Raw genomic sequence first — 22,640 nt, 5'->3', positions numbered from 1 at the left:
AGGGCACATGCCCCGAAAATCAGAGCTTAAGCGTTGTTGCTTGCCAGAACCGCGAGAAGGCGCGTTCTGAGTTCTTCGCCGACCGTCTCTGCCGCCCGGTTTTCCGCGTCCTGACGGGCTTCGACGTTCGCGAAAATCGACGACACGCGGTCGAAGGAAGCGCGGCCATAGCTCGAACCCGAGGCCACGACCTTTTTGTCCGACAGCCGCACGAGGTTGTACGACGCGTCGATACCGTAAATTTGGTTGCCCGCATTGCCATCGACAGCGACGAGCATCGAGGTCACCGATTCACGGATGGCGATATCGAGGCGATACTGCGGAGGCTTCGGAGAACCGCCGCCGGTTGTCTGGAAGATCAGCTCGTTGCGAATGCGCTGGCCGACTCGTCCCGGAATGGGCGCCACGTCAACCGCAGCAAGGCGCTCATTGACGGCCGATCCATTGATCAGCGCGGAGCCGTACAGCGGATGGAACCCGCCTCCGCTGCAACCGCCGATGAAGGGAACTGTCAACAGGGACGACGCCAAAAGCAAGCCGCGCACAGCCGTTAGGCCGTACTTGCCCGTCAGTCCAAACCGCCCCTCAACCAACGACATTCACGATCCTCTGCGGAACGACGATCACTTTCTTCGGTGGCCGTCCGTCTAGGGCGCGCACCACCGTATCGAGCTTCAACGCCGCCGCCTCAACCTCCTCGGATTTCGCACTGCGCGAAATCACGAGTTCGTCCCGTCGCTTACCATTAACCTGTACGGCAATGGTCACTTGATCGTCAACGAGTAGCTCAGCCTCAGGCGTCGGCCACGGTTCGTTCGCGACAAGCGTGTTGTATCCGAGCCGCGCCCAGCATTCTTCCGCCAAATGCGGCATCATCGGGCCGATCATCACAACAAGCAGCTCCGCGGCCTCCCGAACGGCCCACGCCGTCTCGGGAATACGCTTTGATAGCGTCGCCTGGAGCACATTGGAAAACTCGTGGATATTGGCCACCGCCACGTTGAACCGCAGCCCGTCGATGGCCCGGCCGACCCCATCCAGCGCTCGGTGCGCGGCCTTCCGGACCTCCAGCGCCTCCGGCCCGAAGGACCCCGGCTTCGACCCCTTTTCGCTCGGATAAGCCTCGGCGACCTCGTCGATGATTCGCCAGACCCGCTGAATGAAGCGCCCTGCGCCCGCGACGCCCGCTTCCGTCCAGATGACATCGCGTTCCGGCGGACTGTCGGACAGCATGAACCAGCGGGCGCAATCGGCGCCGTAATGAGCAATGATGTCGTCCGGGTCGACCAGGTTCTTCTTGGACTTGGACATCTTTTCGATGCCACCGATCAGGGCCGGCAGCCCCGACGCGATTTCCGTCGCTCGCCGGCCCGTGCCCTCGCCTTCGAGCTGCACGTCGGTCGGTAGCAGCCAGAGCCCCTCTTGAGACTTGTATGTCTCATGCGTGACCATGCCCTGCGTGAAGAGCGCCGCGAACGGCTCCCGCGTATTCGTCGCAAACGAGAGATGTCCGGTGTCGCACATCGCGCGCACGAAGAACCGCGAATAGAGCAGATGCAGGATCGCGTGCTCGATACCGCCGATATACTGATCGACGGGCAGCCAATAATGCGCCGCTGCCGGATCGACGGGCGTCTGCGCCTCGGGCGCAGTGAAGCGCACGAAGTACCACGATGAATCGACGAACGTATCCATCGTGTCGGTTTCACGCAAAGCCGGTTCGCCGCAGATCGGACACGGCACATGCTTCCACGTCGGATGCCGGTCGAGCGGATTGCCGGGCTTGTCGAAGGTCGCGTCTTCGGGAAGCTCGATCGGCAGATCCTTTTCCGGAACCGGAACGGCGCCGTGCGTCTTGCAGTGGATCACGGGGATCGGACAACCCCAGTAGCGTTGGCGCGAAATGCCCCAATCGCGCAGCCGGTAATTGATCTTGCGCGCGCCCTGCGGCTTTGACTCGAGCGTCTGCTTTTCGAGCCGTTTCGCAGCTTCGTCGAATGCTGCCGTCGTCGAGAGGCCATCGAGAAAGCGCGAATTGATCATCGTGCCGTCGTCGACGTAGGCCTTGTCCGTCAGCTTGAACCGCCCGGCTTCTTCGCCCGGCGGAAGAATGACGGGCACGACCGGAAGGTCGTAGAGCCGCGCGAAATCCATGTCGCGCTGATCGCCCGACGGACATCCGAAGATGGCGCCCGTGCCGTAGTCCATAAGAACGAAATTCGCGACGTAGACGGGCAATTCCCAGCTATCGTCGAACGGGTGCACGGCGCGAATACCCGTATCGAAGCCGCGTTTTTCGGCCGCTTCGATTTCCGCGACCGATGTGCCGAGCCGTCGGACCTCGTCGCAGAAAGCCGCGAGTTCAGCATTCTTTTCGGCCGCCGCCTTCGCCAGCGGATGGTCGGCCGCGACCGCGAGAAATGAAGCCCCGAACAGCGTGTCCGGGCGCGTCGTGTAAACCTCAAGCTCACTGAAGCCTTTCGGCGCCGTCGCCTTATCAAGCGCCCAGCGAACGAGCATTCCCTCCGAGCGGCCGATCCAGTTCGCCTGCATCAGGCGCACCTTCTCCGGCCACTTGTCGAGCGTATCGAGATCGCTCAGCAGCTCTTCGGCATAATCCGTGATCTTGAAGAACCACTGCGTCAGCTCGCGTTGCTCGACGAGCGCGCCGGACCGCCACCCGCGTCCGTCGATCACCTGCTCGTTCGCAAGCACGGTATGATCGACAGGGTCCCAGTTGACCTTCGACGATTTGCGATAAGCGAGGCCCTTCTTCAGCAGATCGAGAAAGAGCTTCTGCTGATGCCTGTAGTAGCTCGGCGAGCACGTCGCGATCTCGCGCGACCAATCGAGCGACAGGCCCATCGATTTGAGCTGTCCGCGCATCGTGTCGATGTTGGCGTAAGTCCAAGCGCCGGGATGAACCTTGCGCTCCATCGCGGCATTTTCCGCCGGCATGCCGAATGCGTCCCAGCCCATCGGGTGAAGCACATTGAAGCCGCGTGCCCGCTTGTAGCGCGCCACCACGTCGCCCATCGCGTAGTTGCGAACATGGCCCATGTGGATCCGCCCGGACGGATACGGGAACATCTCGAGGATGTAGGATTTGGGCTTCTGCTGATCTTCCGAGGCGCGGAAGATATCGGACTCTTCCCAGACGGACTGCCAGTGTTTTTCACGCTCGGGCGCGTTGTAGCGTTCAGTGGCCATGGGGCCTGCATCTCATTCAAATATTTGCCGGAGCGCCGTAAAGAGCCTGAATGGTAATGCCGGTCAAGTCGTCGGCGCTATGCCGCTGTTTCTCGGTCTGCGAAGCGCCGGCAATTCCTGCGAAAGAATATGAGAAAAGAACGATAAGGTATTGAAAAATAAAAATAGTGCACGTCCGCAAGAACATGCACTATTGAAACCCGTCTGCGATCGATCCGCACCGAACGCGAAGCGCTCGGCACGGGCCGGAAATCGCTATTCGCAGGTGTAGGCGCCGGCGCCGGCTTCCGCGACCGACTGATCCTGCACGCCGCTGCCGCCCGAGACGCCGATTGCGCCGATAACGACGCCCTTCGAGTCCTTCAGCGGAATGCCGCCCGCGAAGATCATCACGCGGTCATGGTTCGAGGCGTGGATGCCGAAAAACTGGTCGCCGGGCTGGCTGTTCTCGGCCAGCTCTTTCGTCGAAATATTGAATGCGCGCGACGTAAAGGCCTTGTTGATCGAGATGTCGATCGACCCGATCCAGGCGCCGTCCATACGGATGTGAGAAATGAGGTTCGCGCCTTCATCGACGACGGCGACGTTCATCGGCTGCCCGATTTCCTTCGCCTTTTTTTCTGCGGCTTCAATGATGCGGCGAGCGTCGGCGAGTTTCAGCATGTCGGGAATTTCCTCTGCGGGGGTGGACAACAAGGGGGATATATATGCTTGAGGCCTCGCACAAAATTGCGACACTTGCTCACGACGTGCCGGAATGCTTATGGAAGCCAAAAGCGAATTGAGGGAAGCGTGACGGGCGACGATTATCACGAAAGCGCGGTCGACAGGTTAAAGCGCGTAAACGACGAAATTGTTGCGGCAGCGAAGGCCGCGAATAGAAACGCCGACACCATCAAACTCGTTGCAGTCTCTAAGACTTTCGACGCTGAGGCGATCCGCCCCGTGATCGAGGCAGGCCAGCGAGTTTTCGGCGAAAATCGCGTCCAGGAAGCCGAGCGCAAATGGCCGCCGCTGCGTGCTGAATTCCCCGAAATCAAATTGCATCTCATTGGCCCGCTGCAATCCAACAAGGCCAAGGAGGCGGTCGCGCTTTTCGATGCCATCCACACGATCGATCGCGAAAAGATCGCGCGTGCCGTCGCCGCCGAAATGGCGAAGCAGGGCCGCACGCTTGAGCTGTTCATACAAGTCAATACCGGCGAAGAGCCGCAAAAGGCCGGTGTCATGCCGCGCGAAACGGCGGCCTTCGCCGCGCTCTGCCGCGATGAGCTCGGGCTGTCGGTCTCGGGTCTGATGTGCATCCCGCCCGTCGACGAAGAAGCCGCCGTGCATTTCGCGTTTCTCGCCAAGCTTGCTCGCGAGCTTAGGCTGTCTGGCCTAAGCATGGGCATGAGCAGCGATTTTGAAACGGCGATTGCATTCGGCGCGACGTATGTGCGTGTCGGCTCAGCCATTTTCGGCACGCGCTAACCCGTTTTTCCCACCGCAAATTTTAGCCTCACCACAGTGAGGCGCGACGGCGGTGCTACGGTACCCGAATGATTCGCTGAGACGTGTTCATTGCCGCGCGCGAGGAATGTCCGATGACTGCAAATGCCTGGAAGAAAGAGAGTGGTGAGTCCGAAGCAAAGACCGCCGCTGCCGAAGCCGCAGTCGTCGCGCGCGACGAAGTGCTCGAGCAGGCGAAAAAGGACGAGCCATCGAAGGCCGCCGTCTCGAAGCTTGAGAAGGTGAGTAAAAGCGTAACGAAAGACGCGAAAAAAACGTGGCACGATTTTCAGGTCGAGGTCTGGCTTACGCCCTTCAACTCGATCGAGTTCGGCCCCTGGAAACGTGATCGCAATCGCGGCAAGTCTCGCCAGTTCACGAGCGATATGGATATCTTCGCCGAGATCATCGAGAACGGACAGCGTACCGGTGTCCTCGGCTATCGCAAGGAACTTTGGAAAGACGCGACGGGCATGGACAAGCGCCTCGTCATGAAACTGTTCTCGGAAACGCTGAACTGGAAAGCGAGCATGGATATGATGCTCGGCCGCTCCATCCAGCAGACGCTCGCCGCGCACGGACTTCCCGTCACGACCTATTCGATCAATACCAGCGAAGACGATTACCTCGTCACGCTCGAACGCTCGGCGCACAAGTGGCCGCTGCTTCCCGAAAACTTCTCGTTCTTCCTGATGCAGGACGGCGAGCCGAAGTTTTATCGCTTCCGCCGTGCTTTTATCAATCTCGGCGGCGACTACACGCTGATCGATCAGCATGGCGATCACGTTGGCTACATCGATGGCGCCCTTTTGACGATCGGCGGCCGCTGGCGCTGTAAGGTGCGCGGCGATCACGCCGATCCGCGTCTCCTGCAGGTGATGAAGCTCTTCACCGGTATGGTGTCCTTCAATAGCCAAGCGCGGCGTCACGTCAAAGCGATCGCGCGTGACATCCACGATGGCCGTCTGAAACCCGACATTCAGCGCCAGGAAGCCGATCTCTATATGAACCCGCGCCGCATTCGCTGATCGTCGCGAGAGAGAAAGAAGATCGATAAAAAAAACGCTCCGATGCGGGGTCGCACCGGAGCGAAATATCGAAATTGGTCTCTCCCAACCCGTTCTGACTCAGTACTTCGCCGGCACGTACATATTGTCCGGCACCGGCATGCGATGATAGTCGGCGTTATGCACGCGAGCCGGCAACACGACGGGCGCGCGTGGAATTTCCTGATACGGCAGCTGGCCGAGCAGATGATGGATGCAGTTGAGCCGCGCCCGCTTCTTGTCGTCGGCATGAACGACCCACCACGGCGCCTCGGGAATGTGCGTGCGTTCGAGCATCGCTTCCTTGGCCTTGGTGTAATCTTCCCACCGGCGGCGGGATTCGAGATCCATCGGTGACAGCTTCCACTGCTTGATCGGATCGTGGATGCGCATCTGGAACCGCAGATGCTGCTCGTCGTCGGAGATCGAAAACCAATACTTGATGAGCGTAATGCCCGAACGGGCGAGCATCTTCTCGAATTCCGGTACGTCGCGGAAGAATTCTTCGACGTCGTTCTCCGTGCAGAATCCCATCACGCGCTCGACACCCGAGCGGTTGTACCACGAGCGGTCGAACAGCACGACTTCACCACCAGCCGGAAGGTGCGGAACGTAGCGCTGGAAGTACCATTGCGAACGTTCGCGCTCCGTCGGTGCCGACAACGCGACGACGCGAACGACACGCGGATTGAGGCGCTGCGTGATGCGCTTGATGACGCCGCCCTTGCCGGCCGCGTCGCGACCCTCGAACACGACGACGACTTTCGCTTTCGTATTGACGACCCAGTCTTGCAGCTTGATGAGCTCGTGCTGTAGACGGAACAATTCCTTGAAATAGAACTGCCGGTCGAGAAGGCCGGCTTCCCTGTCGTGATCCTGACCGTCGAGAAGGCGCTCCAGACGGGCGTCGTCCATCTCCATTTCGAGCTCTTCGTCGAAGCTGTCGGCGATCTCGGCTTCGACGCGCTTAGACATTGCGCGCTCGGCTTTATCCTGCTCGTCCATCATCGCTCGATAACCTCCTTATAGCGGCTCGCTCCAACCCTTGAGGCCGATACACACTTGAGCGATGTGACAACGCTGTGACAAGCTTGGCCGTTGGCCAAGCTCATCTAACGACGCTGATTGGCGGTGTCGTTATGCGGGCGGCGGGTTGCGTTCCGCGAACCCCGATTGATGCCAATACGGGTAGGCCTTTGGCGTCGCGCTCGCGGCATCGAGCTTGGCAATTTGCTCCGGCGTCAGGTTCCAGCCGATCGCGCCGAGATTATCTTTCAATTGCTGCTCGTTACGCGCGCCAATGATGACACTCGAAACCGTCGGCCGATGAAACAACCAGTTGAGCGCGATTTGCGGAATGCTCTTTCCGGTTTCCTTGGCGATCTCATCGAGCGCATCGACGACGGTGTAGACATACTCATCTGAAACCGGCGGGCCCATATCGGCCGTCTTATGAAGACGGCTCACATCCGGCAGCGGCCTATCGCGACGAATCTTGCCGGTCAGACGTCCCCACCCCAGCGGACTCCAAACGAGAGCGCCAAGCCCTTGATCCAATCCAAGCGGCATCAACTCCCACTCGTAATCGCGGCCGATAAGCGAGTAATAGGTCTGGTTCGCAACGTATCGCGGATATCCATAGCGATCCGCGACCGCGAGCGACTTCATCAAATGCCAGCCCGAGAAATTCGATACGCCGACGTATCGAATTTTGCCGGCACGAACGAGCTGATCGAGCGTCGACAAAACTTCTTCCGCCGGCGTCAGCGCGTCGAAGCCGTGCAGCTGAAAGATGTCGATGTGATCCGTCTGCAAACGCTTGAGTTGGTCTTCGCACGTTTTCAAAAGATGAAACCGGGACGAGCCGACATCGTTCGGATCATCGCCGAAACGAAACGTCGCCTTTGTCGAAATAAGTGCCCTGTCTCTCCGGCCCTTCAAAGCTTCTCCGAGAACCGTTTCGGAATTGCCTTTGGAATAAATGTCGGCGGTGTCGAAAAGCGTAACACCCGCGTCAAGGCAGAGATCAATCATGCGGCGCGCTTCCGCGACATCGTTTGAGCCCCATGCGCTGAAGAATTCGCCTGAACCTCCAAACGTCGCTGCACCGAAACTCAGTAGCGGAACGGTCAGACCAGATGCGCCGAGCCGTCGATATTCCATGAAACCCTCTTGCCCAATTTCGTGAATTTATGGCGTCGAACTGCGGACAGTCGCCGCAGCCCGAGATTAAATAAGCGCCATTGCAGCGCAATAAAAGCGATCACGGATTGCTCATTTCATTTCGCAAAGTTCACAATTTCCTCGCCTAACGGTAGCGATGAAAGCCGTCTGAGAACGGATGATTTGATCTAACTTTTTAATAAATCGACGTGAATCGAGTTGCGCGCGCCAGTTGTGCGGCACCCTGACGATATGCCGCGCGTCGAATCCTCTCTTGTTTTCGCCCCATTGGGAAGGCGGATGCGCCTCGTTTGTGAAGACAAGTGAAGGAGTGGAAAATGCGATTGAGTTTAATCGCAGTGGCGATGTGCTTGGCCTGGGTGGCTGGGATGACCTCGGCAGAGGCCCGGCCATATCACGGTCACAAGGGGGACCGTTACGAGCGCTCTCACGCGCATTGGTCTGGTCAACGGCGCTATTCGGACCGCAAGTATGCACAACGGCGTCAGGTCCAGCGTCAATACTCATCCCGCAAGTCGGGATACCGATACGCCTATCGTTCGGGCGTGCGTCGCAGCCAGGTAAATCGCGGCTATGCATATAGCGGTCGCGTTCAGCGCCGGTACGCATACTCGCAGCGCCGCCACTACAGTGGCCGTAGATATGCATCAGCCGGAAATTCCGGTGGTCGTCCGCGCGCATGGTGCGGATGGTGGATGCGTACGCAGCTTGGCGGCGGTCCGGAATACAATCTTGCTGCCAACTGGCGGAACTACGGACGTCCGAGTGGTCCGCGCGTCGGCGCCGTGGTCGTCTGGCCGCATCACGTCGGCATGATCACGGGCCGTAGTGCCGGTGGCCAGTGGATCGTCAAATCCGGGAACGACGGTAACGCCGTTCGTGAACGGCCGATGTCGGTCGCCGGTGCGGTGTTCCGTTCAAGCTGACGATTGGAAATGCTGGGCAGGTCGAGAAATCGGCCTGCCCACAGCCGCATTTTTGGAAAGGGCGGATCTGCAACTCTGAATTGCGAAATGAAATAGGTTGCCACCAAAAGAATATGGCCGGTGACGCTTATCGCTGTCGCCCGGCCATTTCTCGGAAAGGAAGGGGCGCATCGAGTGCGCCCGTTCGCCAATATACATTGCGGTCGAAGCCGGAATGCCCAGTCCAGGGCTCCGAAGCGCAAATGAAATTAGGCGGCCTTCTTCTTTGCCGCTTTCTTGGCGACCTTTTTCACGGTCTTCTTGGCGACCTTCTTAGCAACCGGCTTCTTGCGCGTTGCGGTCTTCTTAACGGCTGCCTTCTTTACTGCCTTAGCCATAGTCTTAATCTCCCTCTAGAAGTTCGAATCAGCTCGAACTCTGCAAACATGAGCAACTTCCAGAAGTTTGTAGACGAAGAAGTTTGATATTACGGGCAAAAAGGAGTTTATTAACGGCTATCTGTGACTTTATTGTCGCGATTTTTCTTATTTTTCAACTTCAGTACCCCGATAGCTAGACTCGAATTCACAAATTTCGCAGCGCATCCATCCCGGCGTCGCGCAATTCGGGAAACAAAAAACCCAAATCCGAGTGCCGAATTTGGGTTTCCGAATGAGCGATTGGGCCGACGATTACAATTCTGCAGCGCCGCGCACACGTCTCTGCATATCGATTGCCGATTGAAGATACGTCATCCGCTCGTCGAGAATTTCAGAGAACCAAGATTGGTAATCCGGCTCCTGCGGAACGATGTCGGCAACGATAGATCCATCCTCGACCTTGAGCTCCGCGCCGTAGTGGCGCGCGATCGCCTGCATCTTCGCGTTATCCGGCATGCAGACGAGAACGAGATGGCGCAGGCCACGATTACGAGCGGTTTGGATCACGCGCCCCATGAGTTGCGTTGCGATTCCGCGATTGACGAAAGGCCTCTCAACCGAAAACGCGACTTCCGCTCCGTCGCGGTGCATCAGAATGTCGGGGCGCAACTCAGCGACCGCGCGCACTTCGCCGTCGACGAAATATCCAAACGTGACATTCCCGAAGTCGCCGCCGCGCGCCGCGTACCGGTTTATGAAATCATCCGACACGTCATGCCCAAAGCGACGGTGTCGCGCGTCGCTATCCAGCCGCCGTAAATGTTCGCGCAGCAGATAGGTCTCGCTTGTCAGCAGGCGGCGGATGAAGCCAATGTGCTCGGCGGTCTCCTCCTGGGCCTCTTTCAACATAGTAAACACTCCTCGAGTCGGACGGCCCCACCAGCCGCTAACCGATTGTATCGTCCGCTAAAATGGCGATTAATTTGTGCGGAGCGATAGAAAATGCTGCACGGCAGCAATGCATTTTTAAAGCGACGGACATGAAGCGCGCCTGAATACACGGCGCTCTCGGCCCCAGCCGAAGCGTGGCAGCGGCAATCCGCCCGCCCCAATTCGCGGCATTCCGGTGTTGCGTCTTCCGTGTTCGCACGACTACCGAGGACAGATCAGGTGATCGGGGGAATGATGGCGACGGTCCTGGACGGATATCGGCGGCGGCTCGCTGACAATGAGATCGAGCCGGATGCCGCTCAAGCAGCGGTCGCCACGCGTCTCGATGCGCTCGATAAAGAACTGGCATCGTACCGGCCGAAGAACGGCGTCCTGTCGAAACTATTCGGGAAACCTGCAGCGCCGACCAAGGGACTCTACATTTGGGGATCGGTCGGCCGCGGCAAGACAATGCTTATGGATCTCTTCTTTGAAGAGACGTCCTTCGAGCCAAAGCGTCGGTCCCATTTCCATGAATTCATGGCTGACGTGCACGAACGCATTGCCAAGGCCCGCCACGATGTCCCCGGCGATCCCATTCCTCACGTCGCGGAACAGATCGCCAAAGAAGCTCGGCTTTTATGCTTCGACGAAATGCACGTCACCGATATCGCCGACGCGATGATTCTCGGCCGCCTCTTCGAGGCGCTCTTCGCGGCCGGCACCGTTATCGTCACGACCTCCAATGCCACTCCGGCAGGCCTCTATAAAGATGGCCTCAACCGCCAGCTTTTCCTGCCCTTCATCGCCGAGCTTGAGCGGCATCTCGAAGTGATCGAACTCGGCGCGAAGAAAGATTTTCGGCTCGACAAGCTGTTCGGGCTTCAACTTTATTTCTATCCGGCGGACGCCGCGGCGAAAGCTGCGCTCGATGCCAATTGGCGGCGCTTGACGGGCAATCATCCGGGCAAATCTCAAACGATCGAGGTTCTCGGCCGCAAGGTACCCGTGCCATTGGCGTCGATGGGAGTCGCGCGCTTTCATTTCCGCGATCTCTGCGATATGCCGCTCGGCGCCAACGACTACCTGCACATCGCTCACGCCTTTCACACGGTTCTGATCGACGAGATTCCGTTGCTGACGCCGGAACGGCGTGACGTCGCCCGTCGGTTCATCACCCTGATCGACGCTCTCTACGACAGTCGCATTTGTCTGATCGCCTCGGCCGCGGCGGAACCCTCCGCTCTCTATCCCAAGGGTGATGGCGCCCAACTTTTCGAGCGGACCGCCTCCCGCCTCACCGAGATGCGCTCGGAGGCCTATCTCGCAGGCCATTCGGGCGGGCGAAGCCGCCATTGATGCCAACGTTGATGAGCGACAGAGTTTAAATCTCGGAGTGGCGCTCGTTTTTTCCGCATGCGATGAGACTTTGGGATGAAACTTGCGGCTTGCGCTTGACGCCCTAAGGAATTTGATTAGGCAGCAACGCCGTAGCTTTTTGTCGTCGGCATAGTCATTAATGAATTGACCCTGGGGGAAAGCAGTATGGCGCGCACCAAAATCGCACTGATCGGTTCTGGACAGATCGGCGGAACGCTTGCCCTTCTGGCTGGGCTCAAAGAGCTCGGCGACATCGTGATGACAGACATCATCGAAGGCGTTGCCAAGGGCAAGGCGCTCGATCTCGCTCAGACGGCTGCAGTAGAAGGCTACAACGCCAAGCTCTCCGGCACCGGCCCCGAAGGCTACGCCGCCATTGCGGGCGCCGACGTTTGCATCGTCACGGCCGGCGTCCCGCGCAAGCCCGGCATGAGCCGCGACGATCTCATCGGCATCAATTTGAAAGTGATGGAGCAAGTCGGCGTCGCCATCAAAACGCACGCGCCCGGTGCTTTCGTTATCTGCATCACCAACCCGCTCGACGCCATGGTCTGGGCGTTGCAGAAGTTTTCAGGCCTCCCGGCGAACAAGGTCGTCGGCATGGCTGGCGTGCTCGACAGCGCCCGTTTCTCCTGCTTCCTGGCGGAAGCAGCCGGCGTCTCGATTGAGGATGTCCGCGCCATGACCCTTGGCGGCCACGGCGACGACATGGTGCCGATGGTCCGCTATTCAACAATCGGTGGTGTGCCGCTGCCCGATTGTGTGAAGCTCGGGTTCTTCACGCAGGAAGGTCTTGACGCCATGATCAAGCGCACGCGGGGCGGTGGCGGTGAAATCGTTGCGCTGCTCGGTACGGGCTCGGCGTTCTATGCGCCCGCCGCGTCAGCTATCTCGATGGCGGAAAGCTACCTCAAGGACAAAAAGCGGATGCTGCCCTGCGCCGCCCATCTGGATGGCCAATATGGTTTGACGGACACTTACGTCGGCGTCCCGACCATCATCGGCGCGGGCGGTGTTGAGAAGATCGTCGAGTTGGCCTTGGACGAAACCGAGAAGGCGATGTTTGCGAAGTCGGTTGCGTCCGTGCAGGGACTTATCGAGGCCTGTAAGCAAATCAGCCCCGCCCTCGCCAAATAAAAAGGAGCGGCGCAACCGTGCAGTCACGCCACTCCTCCAAGCAGATCGAATTTTCGGTTTCAGCCGAAATTGAACATCTTCTTGAGGCTGTGCGAGAGCGCGCCGCGCTTTTCCTTGCGCGCAACATCTGCTTCGCTGCGAAGCCACGTCATCTGCACCACGCGCCGCTCGCCGACGAACGGCGTGTGTCCGTGCCACGACGAATCCGAGCGGCGGAACGCGAACACCGTACCCGTCAGCGGGCTGATCTGTTCGACGTAATCCTCGAAATCGTGGTCGTTATTCAGAACGCGAAGGCAGCCCGCGCCCGTGCCATCCCATTTGTCGTTGAGATAAGTAAGCATGGTGGCGATCTTCGCTTCGCCGTCGGTATGGATGCGCCCATCCTTCGCGGCCGAGAGCTTACGGATGGTGATCATCTTCGGCTTGCCGACGAGATCGATATCGAGCTTCTCGGAAACGATCTTCGAAACTTCCGGGCTCTTCAAATCTTGAAGCAGCTTTTCGAACGCGCCATGGACGCCCGCTCCGATGTCGGTCTCCGTCAGAAACCCCGGCTCCTTGAGGTCCGGGAAATCCGTCTTCAGCGGCGCGATTGCCGGCGATTGAATGAAATTCTCACCGACCAGAAAGTTGAAGGGGGCGCGGCCAGTGCGCGCGGCCTTCAGGCCGTCGATGTTGATGCAGGCAAAAGTCATGGACGTTCCCCGTTATTGACTAACCCCGTATTGAAACCCGATTTAGAGCGGCGTCGGCGCCGACTCAAGAGGCGGTCTTACCGCGCCTCGGCAAATTCCCGTGAGGGCCATCTTTACCGCCGCAAATTAGGGCGTAAAAGCGGCGTGTTCTGTGCAAGTGCGGGTCATGACAATCTTTTGTGGAGCGGGGCGACAACATGAACATCCACGAGTACCAGGCTAAAGAGCTTTATCGTCAGTACGGTATCCCGACGCCGAACGGATTTCCCGCCTTCACCGTGGAAGAAGCTATCGCCACTGCGAAAAAGCTCCCTGGTCCGGTTTGGGTTGTCAAAGCCCAGATTCATGCAGGCGGCCGAGGCAAAGGCAAATTCAAGGAAGCCCCCGCCGGAGAAAAAGGCGGCGTTCGTCTCGCCAAATCTCTTGAGGAAGTCGAAACCTTCGCCAAGGAAATGTTCGGCAAGACGCTCGTCACAGTGCAGACGGGGCCGTCGGGCCGTGTCGTCAACCGCCTGTATATCGAAGACGGCTCAGCGATCGAGCGCGAGCTTTATCTCTCGGCGCTCGTCGATCGGGAATCGTCCCGCGTGGCGTTTATCGTCAGCGAAGCTGGCGGCATGAACATCGAGGAAGTCGCACATAATACGCCGGAAAAGATCCACACGCTGACGATCGACCCCGCAACCGGCTATCAGCCTTTCCATGGTCGCAAGGTCGCGTTCGCGCTCGGGCTCAAGGGCGACCAGGTGAAGGCCTGTGGAAATCTTGTGGAAAACCTGTTCCGTATGATCGTCGAGAAGGACATGAGTCTGCTCGAAATCAATCCTCTCGTCGTCACCAAGGACGGCAAGCTCATCTGCCTCGACGGCAAGATGAACTTCGATTCAAATGCGCTCTATCGCCATCCTGACATCGTCGCCATGCGCGACCTCGGCGAGGAAGACCCGATGGAGATCGAAGCCTCGAAACACGACCTCGCGTTCGTCAAGCTCGATGGCAACATCGGCTGCCTCGTCAACGGCGCCGGCCTCGCGATGGCAACGATGGACATCATCAAGCTTTACGGCTTTGAGCCCGCGAACTTTCTGGACGTCGGCGGCGGCGCTTCGAAGGAAAAAGTCCAAGCAGCCTTTAAGATCATTCTTGAAGACCCGGCCGTCAAAGGCATCCTGGTCAATATCTTCGGCGGCATCATGCGGTGCGATATCATCGCCGAGGGCGTCGTCGCGGCCGCTCGCGAAATGGACATCAAGGTGCCACTCGTCGTCCGGCTGGAAGGTACCAACGTCGAACTCGGCAAAAAAATACTGAAAGAATCGGGTCTTAAGATCATCCCAGCCGATGATCTTGGCGACGCCGCCAGGAAAATCACCGCTGAACTCAAGCAGGCAGCCTAGGGCTGAACCCTCAAACCAGGAGTTTCGAAGCTCCTCGTACGTCAGTTCTGCTTGCTGCACCGCAAAAAATGCGCGACATCTAAGCTTAAGAAGCCGATCAAACGCGGGGATGGAATGTCTATTCTTGTCGACAAGAATACGAAAGTCATTTGCCAGGGCATCACCGGCAGCCAGGGGACGTTCCACACCAAGCAGGCCCGCGCTTACGGCACCAAAATTGTTGGTGGCGTAACGCCCGGTAAAGGCGACTCGAAGCATCCCGACGCCGAATTGGCGGACGTTCCCCTCTTTGACAGCGTCGGCGAGGCCGTCGCCAAGACGGGCGCGACCGCGTCGTCCATCTACGTGCCGCCGCCCTTCGCCGCTGATGCCATCCTGGAAGCCATCGACGCCGGGGTGGCGCTCATCGTTTGCATCACCGAAGGCATCCCAGTGATGGACATGGTCCGCGTGAAGCGGGCGCTCGACGGCTCCAAATCACGTCTCGTCGGCCCGAACTGCCCCGGCCTTCTGACCCCCGGTCAGTGCAAGATCGGCATCATGCCCGGCAACATTTTCCTGAATGGCTCCGTCGGCATTGTATCGCGCTCCGGAACCCTCACATATGAAGCAGTAAAGCAGACGACGGACGTCGGTCTTGGACAGACGACCGCTGTCGGCATTGGCGGCGATCCCGTCAAGGGTACGGAATTCATCGACGTCCTCGACATGTTCCTCTCCGACAACGAAACGCAGTCGATCATCATGATCGGCGAAATCGGCGGCTCCGCCGAGGAGGACGCGGCTGACTTCCTGATCCGTGAAGCCAAAAAAGGTCGTAAAAAGCCGATGGCAGGTTTCATCGCGGGCGTGACGGCTCCTCCAGGCCGGAGGATGGGTCACGCCGGCGCAATCATTTCCGGCGGCAAGGGTAAGGCGGAAGACAAACTCGCGGCGATGAAAGCCGCAGGCATTGCAATTGCGCCAAGCCCCGCTGATCTCGGTCGCACTCTTGTCGAAGTCTTGAAGGCTTAACAGGCGCGCCCGAAAATAACTGAGCCGTAAGACCGGCGGCATTACGTGTCCGGTTGATGTCCGCGTCATCCAGAGCATCGAGGCAACGCTCGCGGCGTATGAATAAGGACGAACTTCATGGCACGAAACGGCCAGAATGAAGCGTTTCTGCGCACTTCTTTTTTGAGCGCCGCGAACGCACCCTATATCGAAGACATGCAGGCTGAATACGAGCGCAACCCAGGCGCCGTCAGCGACGAGTGGCGGCGTTTTTTCGAAAGCATCAAGGAGCCGCCGGCACAGGCCGCAACGAATACCGACGGTCCCGCGTGGGCGCCGCCGCTGTCAGCTCTTCTGAACGAAGACAGCGCCAATCGCGATCTCGTCGGCGCTCTGACCGGCGACTACGGCGACACCGAGCGAACCATCCGCAACAAGATCGAGCGCCGCGCGCAGATCACGGGCTTCGAGATGACGCCTGCTGCTTCGCTGCGCGCGACGCAGGATTCGATCCGCGCCCTGATGTTGATCAGGGCTTACCGCGTCATCGGCCATCTGGCGGCCGACCTCGATCCTCTCGGTCTCGCCGATCGTCGCGTCCACCGCGAGCTGATGCCGGAGACCTATGGCTTTACCGAAGGCGATCTCGACCGCCCGATCTTCATTGACCGAGTCATGGGGCTCGAAACGGCGACGATGCGCCAGATCATCGCCATCCTGCGCCGAACCTATTGCCGCAAGATCGGCGTCCAGTTCACGCACATCACCGACCCGACACAGAAGGGCTGGATTCAAGAGCGTATCGAGGGTGCCGAGAAAGACATTCACTTCACGCCGGAAGGCCAGAAAGCCATCCTGAAGAAGCTTATCGAGACGGAAACGTTCGAGAAGTTCTGCGATCTGAAATATACCGGCACCAAGCGTTTCGGCCTCGACGGCGCCGAATCGATCATCCCCGCTCTCGAACAGATCATCAAGCGCGGCGGCCACCTCGGCGTTCGCGAGATTACGATGGGCATGGCCCACCGCGGCCGTCTGAACATCCTCGCCAACGTCATGTCCAAGCCGTTGCGCGCCATCTTCAAGGAGTTCAAGGGCGGCTCGTTCAAGCCCGACGATGTCGAAGGCTCGGGCGACGTGAAATACCACCTCGGTGCCTCTTCCGACCGCATGTTCGACGGCAATACCGTCCATCTGTCGCTGACGGCCAATCCCTCGCATCTCGAAATCGTCGATCCCGTCGTGCTCGGTAAAGTCCGCGCCAAGCAGGATCAGGCTGGCTGTGCCAGCGGTGATCGCACGCCGGTGATGCCGCTTTTGATCCACGGCGACGCGGCTTTTGCGGGTCAAGGCGTCGTTGCCGAATGTTTCGGCCTGTCGGGGTTGAGGGGCCATCGCACCGGCGGCTCGATCCACTTCATCATCAACAACCAGATTGGCTTCACGACCGCGCCGCATCATTCGCGTTCGTCGCCCTATTGCTCCGACGTTGCGTTGATGATCGAGGCCCCGATCTTCCACGTCAACGGTGATAGCCCCGAGGCCGTCGTTCACGTCGCGAAGATCGCGACCGAATTCCGCCAGCGCTTCCAGAAGCCTGTCGTCATCGACATGTTCTGCTATCGCCGTCACGGCCACAACGAGGCCGATGAGCCGATGTTCACGCAACCGGCGATGTACCGGCGCATCAAATCGTTGCCGACCGTCGTCGATATCTATTCGAAAGATCTCATCGACGGAGGCGTCATAACCAGCGCCGAGTTCGCTGAAATGAAAGACACCGTTCGCGCCAACCTCGACAACGAATTTTCGTTCTCGGATGGCTATAAGCCGAATAAAGCCGATTGGCTCGATGGTCGCTGGTCCGGCATCACGCGTCCCGACAGCGATGATTGGCGAGGCAACACCGGCGTCGCGATCGAGACGTTGACGGACATCGGGCATCGCGTCACGACGATCCCCAACGACTTTCACATCCACAAGACGGTCGGCAAGCTCGTCGAGCGCCGCCGCGAGATGATCGACACCGGTCAGGGCATCGACTGGGCGATGGCTGAACATATGGCGTTCGCGTCCCTTCTCATGGAAGGCTTTCGCGTCCGCCTCTCGGGTCAGGATTGCGAACGCGGCACCTTCTCGCAGCGCCATGCCGTCTTTATCGATCAGGAGAACGAACGCCGCTTCTCGCCCTTGAAGCACCTGTCGCCGAACCAGGCCCGGTTCGAGATCGTCAACTCGATGCTGTCGGAAGAAGCCGTCCTAGGTTTCGAATACGGCTATTCGCTCGCCGAACCGAATGCCTTGACGTTATGGGAAGCCCAGTTCGGCGACTTCGCCAACGGCGCCCAGGTGATCTTCGATCAGTTCCTGTCGTCGGGTGAACGCAAATGGCTGCGCATGTCCGGTCTCGTCTGCCTGCTGCCGCATGGCTACGAGGGCCAAGGCCCGGAACACTCATCGGCCCGCTTGGAGCGCTATCTCCAGCTTTCCGCAGAGGACAACTGGCAGGTCGCCAACTGCTCCACACCCGCCAATTATTTCCACATCCTGCGCCGCCAGCTGCATCGGAATTTCCGTAAACCCCTCATTTTGATGACGCCGAAATCGCTGCTTCGTCATAAGCGCGTCGTCTCCAAAATCGAGGATTTCGGCGCGAATACCAGCTTCCACCGCCTTCTGTGGGACGACGCCGAGCGTGGCTCGTCCACGCTGAAATTGCGTCCCGACAACGAGATCAAACGCGTCGTCATCTGCACCGGGAAAGTCTATTACGATCTTCTCGACGCCCGGGATGCCAATGCACGCGACGACATCTACATCCTTCGCGTCGAGCAGCTTTATCCGTTTGCGGCGCGTGCCTTCATTCAGGAACTCGGACGGTTCAAGTTCGCTGAAATCGTCTGGTGCCAGGAGGAGCCGAAAAATATGGGCGCCTGGATTTTCATGGATTCGAATATCGAGTGGGTTTTGAACCATCTCGGGTATATTCACCGCCGTCCTCGCTACGCCGGACGACCGGCGTCTGCGTCAACGGCGACCGGATTGCTTTCGCAGCACATCAAAGAGCAGACGGCGCTCGTCGCCGACGCGCTCGGAATATAAGAAAGTAGAGAGGGCTCAGAATGTCGATCGAGATCCGCGTTCCCACGCTCGGAGAGAGCGTAACGGAAGCGACAGTAGGCAAGTGGTTCAAGAACGCCGGCGACACGGTCAACGCGGATGAGCCGCTTGTCGAACTGGAGACGGACAAAGTCACCGTCGAAGTCCCGGCACCGTCCTCGGGCATTCTCGGTGAGATCCTAGTCCAGTCGGGTACGACGGTCGCGGTTGGTGCTATTCTCGCGGCATTGAACGAAGGCGGCGGTGCCAAGGCCCAGCCCGCAAAAAGCGAGGCCAAAGCGGCGCCTTCGCCGCCGGTTCAGCCAGCTCCAGCGCCCGTTGCCGTTCAAGCTCCGCCCCCTCCGCCCGCCGCGCAGAAGGCGCTCACCGAAGCGGGCTTGGAAGCCTCCGAAATTCATGGCTCGGGCCGCCGCGGGCAGGTTCTAAAAGAAGATGTTCTTGCCGCCGTCGCGTCGGCCCCGTCGGCTGTGCATGAGGTTCCGAGCCCCGCTCCCGTGGCGCCTGCGCCCGTAACGAATGTCGTCGCAATTCAGACTGCGCCCGCCCTGAGGGCGTTCCCGCAGGAAGCGCGACTGCCCGCAGCGGGCAACGACGCCGCCCGCGAAGAACGCGTGAAGATGTCGAGGCTGCGCCAGACCATCGCTCGCCGATTGAAGGACGCGCAGAACACCGCTGCCATGCTGACGACGTTCAATGACGTCGACATGAGCGCCGTCATGGCGCTCCGCGCGCAGTACAAAGATATTTTCGAGAAACGTCACGGCGTGAAGCTCGGCTTCATGGGCCTTTTTGTGAAGGCCTGTATCCAGGCGCTCCGCGATGTCCCCGCCGTCAACGCCGAGATCGACGGCGATGATCTGATCTACAAAAATTACTACCACATCGGTGTCGCCGTCGGCACGGAGAAGGGTCTCGTCGTACCCGTCGTTCGCGACGCCGATCGCATGAGCCTCGCCCAGATCGAGCAGCGCATCAACGAATACGGCAAGCGCGCCCGCGATGGCCGTCTCTCGATCGAAGACATGCAGGGCGGCACATTCACGATCTCGAACGGCGGCGTCTATGGGTCGTTGATGTCGACCCCGATCTTGAATGCGCCGCAGTCCGGCATTCTCGGCATGCACCGCATCGAGGAGCGCCCGATCGTCAAGGGCGGTCAGATCGTGGCTCGCCCGATGATGTATCTCGCGCTTTCATACGACCACCGCGTCGTTGACGGCAAGGAGGCCGTCACCTTTCTGGTCCGCATCAAGGAATGTCTTGAGGATCCGCAGCGCTTCATCCTGGAGCTCTGAGGAATGGCTGCGCAGTATGATCTGATCGTTATCGGAACGGGCCCCGGTGGCTACGTGTGCGCGATCCGCGCCGCCCAGCTCGGAATGAAAGTTGCTGTTATCGAGAAACGCGCGACGTTCGGCGGAACCTGCCTTAACATCGGCTGCATTCCTTCGAAGTCGCTGCTCCACGCCTCGCACTGCTTCGGCGAAGCAAAGCACGAATTCACCTTGATGGGCATCGGCGTCGACCCGGCCCTCGATCTTGCAAAGATGCAGGCGTTCAAGCGAGACGGCGTCAAAGGCAACGTCGACGGCGTCGCCTATCTGTTGAAGAAGAACAAGATCGACAGCCACTTCGGCACTGGCCGCATCGTAAAATCCGGTCAGGTCGCGGTGACGTCGCCCAGCGGCGAAACGCAAACACTCGAAGCGAAATCGATCGTCATCGCGACGGGCGCCGACGTCACGCGGTTACCGGGAATAGAAATCGACGAGAAGCGCGTCGTTTCCTCGACAGGCGCGCTCGACTTCACGACCGTGCCGAAAAAACTGCTGGTCGTCGGCGCTGGCGTCATCGGCCTCGAACTCGGATCTGTTTGGCGGCGGCTCGGGTCAGAAGTGCTCGTCATCGAATACCTGCCGCGTATCCTGCCTGGCATGGACGCCGAGGTCGCGCGCTCGTTCCAGCGTATCCTCGAAAAGCAGGGCATCGCCTTTCGCCTATCGAGCAAAGTCTCGGGCGTCGAAACGTCGGATACGGGCGTCGTCGCTAAGGTTGAGCCGGCCGCAGGTGGCGTCGCCGAGACGATCGCAGCCGATGCCGTGCTCGTCGCCGTTGGCCGCGTGCCTTTCACGGAAGGCTTAGGACTGGCCGAAGCCGGGATTGCGCTCGATCCGAAAAAGCGCGTGCTCGTTGATGGTCACTACCAGACGAACGTCTCCGGCGTCTTCGCCATCGGCGACGTCATCGCCGGACCGATGCTGGCGCATAAGGCTGAGGACGAAGGCATGGCGGTCGCGGAGATTATCGCCGGCCAGGCCGGTCACGTAAATTACGACGTCATCCCAAGCGTCATCTATACAAGTCCGGAAGTCGCGAGCGTCGGCAAGACCGAAGAGGAATTGAAAGCCGCGGGTATTGCTTACAACATCGGCAAGTTTCCCTTCACGGCCAACGGCCGCGCCAAGGCCATCCACATGACGGACGGCTTCGTGAAAATCCTGGCCGATGCCACAACCGATCGTGTTCTGGGCGTTCACATCATCGGCGCCGTCGCGGGCGAACAGATCGCGGAAGCCGCGGTGCTGATGGAATTCAGCGGTTCGGCGGAAGACTTGGCACGCACATGCCACGCTCACCCGACATTCTCCGAAGCCGTCAAGGAAGCCGCTCTCGCGGTCGCGAAGCGCGCGATCCACTTCTAGCTATTCGACGGGCGTCACGGTGTAACCCGACTCGCGCAAAAGCGAGACAAGCCCAGTTGGGCCCGGAAGATGCAGCGCACCGACGGCAATAAACGCGTTGCCCTTATCAAGCAGCGGTTGCGCCGCGGTGCTCATCCGGGCATTGCGGTCGATGAGCAACGATTTCTTGAAGCCGTCGAAAACCGAAGGCGACGTTCCGCTCTCTGCAGCGAGCGCCAATTGAAACGGCATTGCGGCGCCGATCTGTCGTTTGGCGTACATCTGCACCAGCGTTTCGGTCATGTCGTCGGCGCGGTCGATGAATTTTAGCCCGACCTTCAGCATCGCGATTTGCTGGTCGTCGGGAATGGAAGCCAGTGCGCCGAGCTGATCCTCGATTGTTTCGAGCCCCGTGATCGGAGTGCCGTGCGTCTGCGCCTCCGCCGCCACTTGTAGGTCGAGTACGGTCTTGCCGGCCGCCAGTTGCTTGCGCTCGCAATCGGATGTCGCGAGCAGCATGCTGACAAGCCACGGCTTCATCGATGCCGCCAATTCTCCAGGCATCCCGGCTTTTGATACCGTTTTCTGGACGTCTTGGTATTCCTGTTCCGACAGCGCTGCCTTCAACGACGTGCCGTCCGTATAGACGATGAGCGCCGCCATCTTCGCCATTGCCGCGGCGACCGCCTTGTCCGAAAGATCCGCAACCTCCAACGTCACCGACTTCGAATGCGCGATCGCGTCTTTAACCGTCGGCGACAACGTCGCCACGCGTGGGTCGCTCAAGTGCATCGTTCCAAAAAGATAGGAGACGGGAATGCCCGGCTTCTCGATTTTCCAGAGCACCGCTTCGGTGTTGGGAAGCGCATTGCTCTCCGCCATCACCTTTTTGTAGGCGTCTGGATATTTCGTCTGCATTTCGGTCAGCATGTCCGTGCCCTGACAACGAGCAGGAACGTCCTCAGCCGCCACAGCGACGCGCGGCATGAGGAACAGAAAAAACGCCAGCGCACAACAGATGCGATGGGCGAAACTCGGCGTGCGTGATGACGTCATGAAATACTCACGAAACGAAACGGCGGAACGGA

Annotated in this window: 19 protein-coding genes; 10 read left to right on the top strand and 9 right to left on the bottom strand. The window is 59.4% G+C overall.

Annotated elements, in window-relative coordinates:
* Positions 1–26 precede the first annotated feature (26 nt).
* The 3 genes from WC811_RS12280 to WC811_RS12270 form a co-directional block, all read right to left on the bottom strand.
* Complete coding sequence (locus tag WC811_RS12280; RefSeq protein ID WP_372644880.1) at positions 27–599, bottom strand: hypothetical protein; 573 nt, start codon at positions 597–599, stop codon at positions 27–29.
* Positions 586–3,210 (bottom strand): leucine--tRNA ligase, encoded by a 2,625-nt coding sequence (leuS, locus tag WC811_RS12275; protein ID WP_372644878.1) that lies wholly within the window; start codon positions 3,208–3,210, stop codon positions 586–588. Before leuS ends, WC811_RS12280 begins: the two co-directional genes overlap by 14 nt.
* Positions 3,211–3,465: 255 nt before the next feature.
* Positions 3,466–3,873, bottom strand: coding sequence for a heme-binding protein (locus WC811_RS12270; RefSeq protein ID WP_372644876.1), 408 nt, complete (start codon positions 3,871–3,873; stop codon positions 3,466–3,468).
* A gap of 129 nt (positions 3,874–4,002) precedes the next feature.
* Here WC811_RS12270 and WC811_RS12265 point away from each other — a divergent pair, with 129 nt between their 5' ends.
* The gene (locus WC811_RS12265) at positions 4,003–4,683 is read left to right on the top strand and encodes a YggS family pyridoxal phosphate-dependent enzyme (RefSeq protein ID WP_372644873.1); all 681 of its coding nucleotides are present in this window, start codon (positions 4,003–4,005) and stop codon (positions 4,681–4,683) included.
* 113 nt (positions 4,684–4,796) lie between these two features.
* A complete protein-coding gene (locus WC811_RS12260; RefSeq protein WP_372644871.1) occupies positions 4,797–5,729 on the top strand; it encodes a hypothetical protein in 933 nt (310 codons plus the stop codon).
* A gap of 99 nt (positions 5,730–5,828) precedes the next feature.
* Here the strand turns inward: WC811_RS12260 and ppk2 are convergent, their stop codons facing one another.
* Together ppk2 and WC811_RS12250 are read right to left on the bottom strand one after the other, a co-directional pair.
* Positions 5,829–6,752 (bottom strand): polyphosphate kinase 2, encoded by a 924-nt coding sequence (ppk2, locus tag WC811_RS12255; RefSeq protein ID WP_372645772.1) that lies wholly within the window; start codon positions 6,750–6,752, stop codon positions 5,829–5,831.
* Positions 6,753–6,884: 132 nt separating this feature from the next.
* Positions 6,885–7,910 (bottom strand): aldo/keto reductase, encoded by a 1,026-nt coding sequence (locus WC811_RS12250; protein WP_372644869.1) that lies wholly within the window; start codon positions 7,908–7,910, stop codon positions 6,885–6,887.
* A 716-nt stretch (positions 7,911–8,626) separates the two neighbouring features.
* On the opposite strand from WC811_RS12250, the gene WC811_RS12245 reads away from it, so the two are divergent.
* The gene (locus WC811_RS12245; RefSeq protein ID WP_372644867.1) at positions 8,627–8,857 is read left to right on the top strand and encodes a hypothetical protein; all 231 of its coding nucleotides are present in this window, start codon (positions 8,627–8,629) and stop codon (positions 8,855–8,857) included.
* A gap of 248 nt (positions 8,858–9,105) precedes the next feature.
* Here WC811_RS12245 and WC811_RS12240 read toward each other — a convergent pair whose 3' ends face one another.
* On the bottom strand, positions 9,106–9,234 hold the full coding sequence (locus WC811_RS12240) for a hypothetical protein (RefSeq protein WP_372644865.1): 129 nt from the start codon (positions 9,232–9,234) through the stop codon (positions 9,106–9,108).
* A gap of 294 nt (positions 9,235–9,528) precedes the next feature.
* Entirely contained in the window at positions 9,529–10,125 is a 597-nt protein-coding gene (locus WC811_RS12235) for a GNAT family N-acetyltransferase (RefSeq protein WP_372644862.1), read from the bottom strand.
* A 273-nt stretch (positions 10,126–10,398) separates the two neighbouring features.
* On the opposite strand from WC811_RS12235, the gene zapE reads away from it, so the two are divergent.
* A complete protein-coding gene (zapE, locus tag WC811_RS12230; protein ID WP_372644859.1) occupies positions 10,399–11,505 on the top strand; it encodes a cell division protein ZapE in 1,107 nt (368 codons plus the stop codon).
* Between the two features lie 186 nt (positions 11,506–11,691).
* Positions 11,692–12,663, top strand: a complete 972-nt coding sequence (gene mdh, locus WC811_RS12225; protein WP_372644857.1) for a malate dehydrogenase — start codon at positions 11,692–11,694, stop codon at positions 12,661–12,663.
* 59 nt (positions 12,664–12,722) lie between these two features.
* Here the strand turns inward: mdh and WC811_RS12220 are convergent, their stop codons facing one another.
* Positions 12,723–13,361, bottom strand: coding sequence for a 2OG-Fe(II) oxygenase (locus WC811_RS12220; protein WP_372644854.1), 639 nt, complete (start codon positions 13,359–13,361; stop codon positions 12,723–12,725).
* 197 nt (positions 13,362–13,558) lie between these two features.
* Between WC811_RS12220 and sucC the strand changes: the two genes are divergently transcribed.
* From sucC to lpdA, 5 genes are all read left to right on the top strand, one after another.
* A complete protein-coding gene (gene sucC / locus WC811_RS12215; RefSeq protein ID WP_372644852.1) occupies positions 13,559–14,758 on the top strand; it encodes an ADP-forming succinate--CoA ligase subunit beta in 1,200 nt (399 codons plus the stop codon).
* Positions 14,759–14,872: 114 nt separating this feature from the next.
* A complete protein-coding gene (gene sucD / locus WC811_RS12210) occupies positions 14,873–15,772 on the top strand; it encodes a succinate--CoA ligase subunit alpha (protein WP_372644850.1) in 900 nt (299 codons plus the stop codon).
* A 117-nt stretch (positions 15,773–15,889) separates the two neighbouring features.
* Positions 15,890–18,853, top strand: coding sequence for a 2-oxoglutarate dehydrogenase E1 component (locus WC811_RS12205; protein WP_372644848.1), 2,964 nt, complete (start codon positions 15,890–15,892; stop codon positions 18,851–18,853).
* A 20-nt stretch (positions 18,854–18,873) separates the two neighbouring features.
* Positions 18,874–20,166, top strand: a complete 1,293-nt coding sequence (gene odhB / locus WC811_RS12200; RefSeq protein ID WP_372644846.1) for a 2-oxoglutarate dehydrogenase complex dihydrolipoyllysine-residue succinyltransferase — start codon at positions 18,874–18,876, stop codon at positions 20,164–20,166.
* Between the two features lie 3 nt (positions 20,167–20,169).
* Positions 20,170–21,573, top strand: a complete 1,404-nt coding sequence (gene lpdA / locus WC811_RS12195) for a dihydrolipoyl dehydrogenase (protein WP_372644844.1) — start codon at positions 20,170–20,172, stop codon at positions 21,571–21,573.
* Here lpdA and WC811_RS12190 read toward each other — a convergent pair whose 3' ends face one another.
* Positions 21,574–22,608, bottom strand: coding sequence for a TraB/GumN family protein (locus WC811_RS12190; protein WP_372644842.1), 1,035 nt, complete (start codon positions 22,606–22,608; stop codon positions 21,574–21,576).
* Positions 22,609–22,640 lie beyond the last annotated feature (32 nt).

Source organism: Hyphomicrobium sp., from assembly GCF_041659645.1.
Lineage (GTDB): Bacteria > Pseudomonadota > Alphaproteobacteria > Rhizobiales > Hyphomicrobiaceae > Hyphomicrobium_B.
Note: the sequence above shows the minus strand (reverse complement) of the source record. Positions and strands in the feature narration are given on the sequence as shown.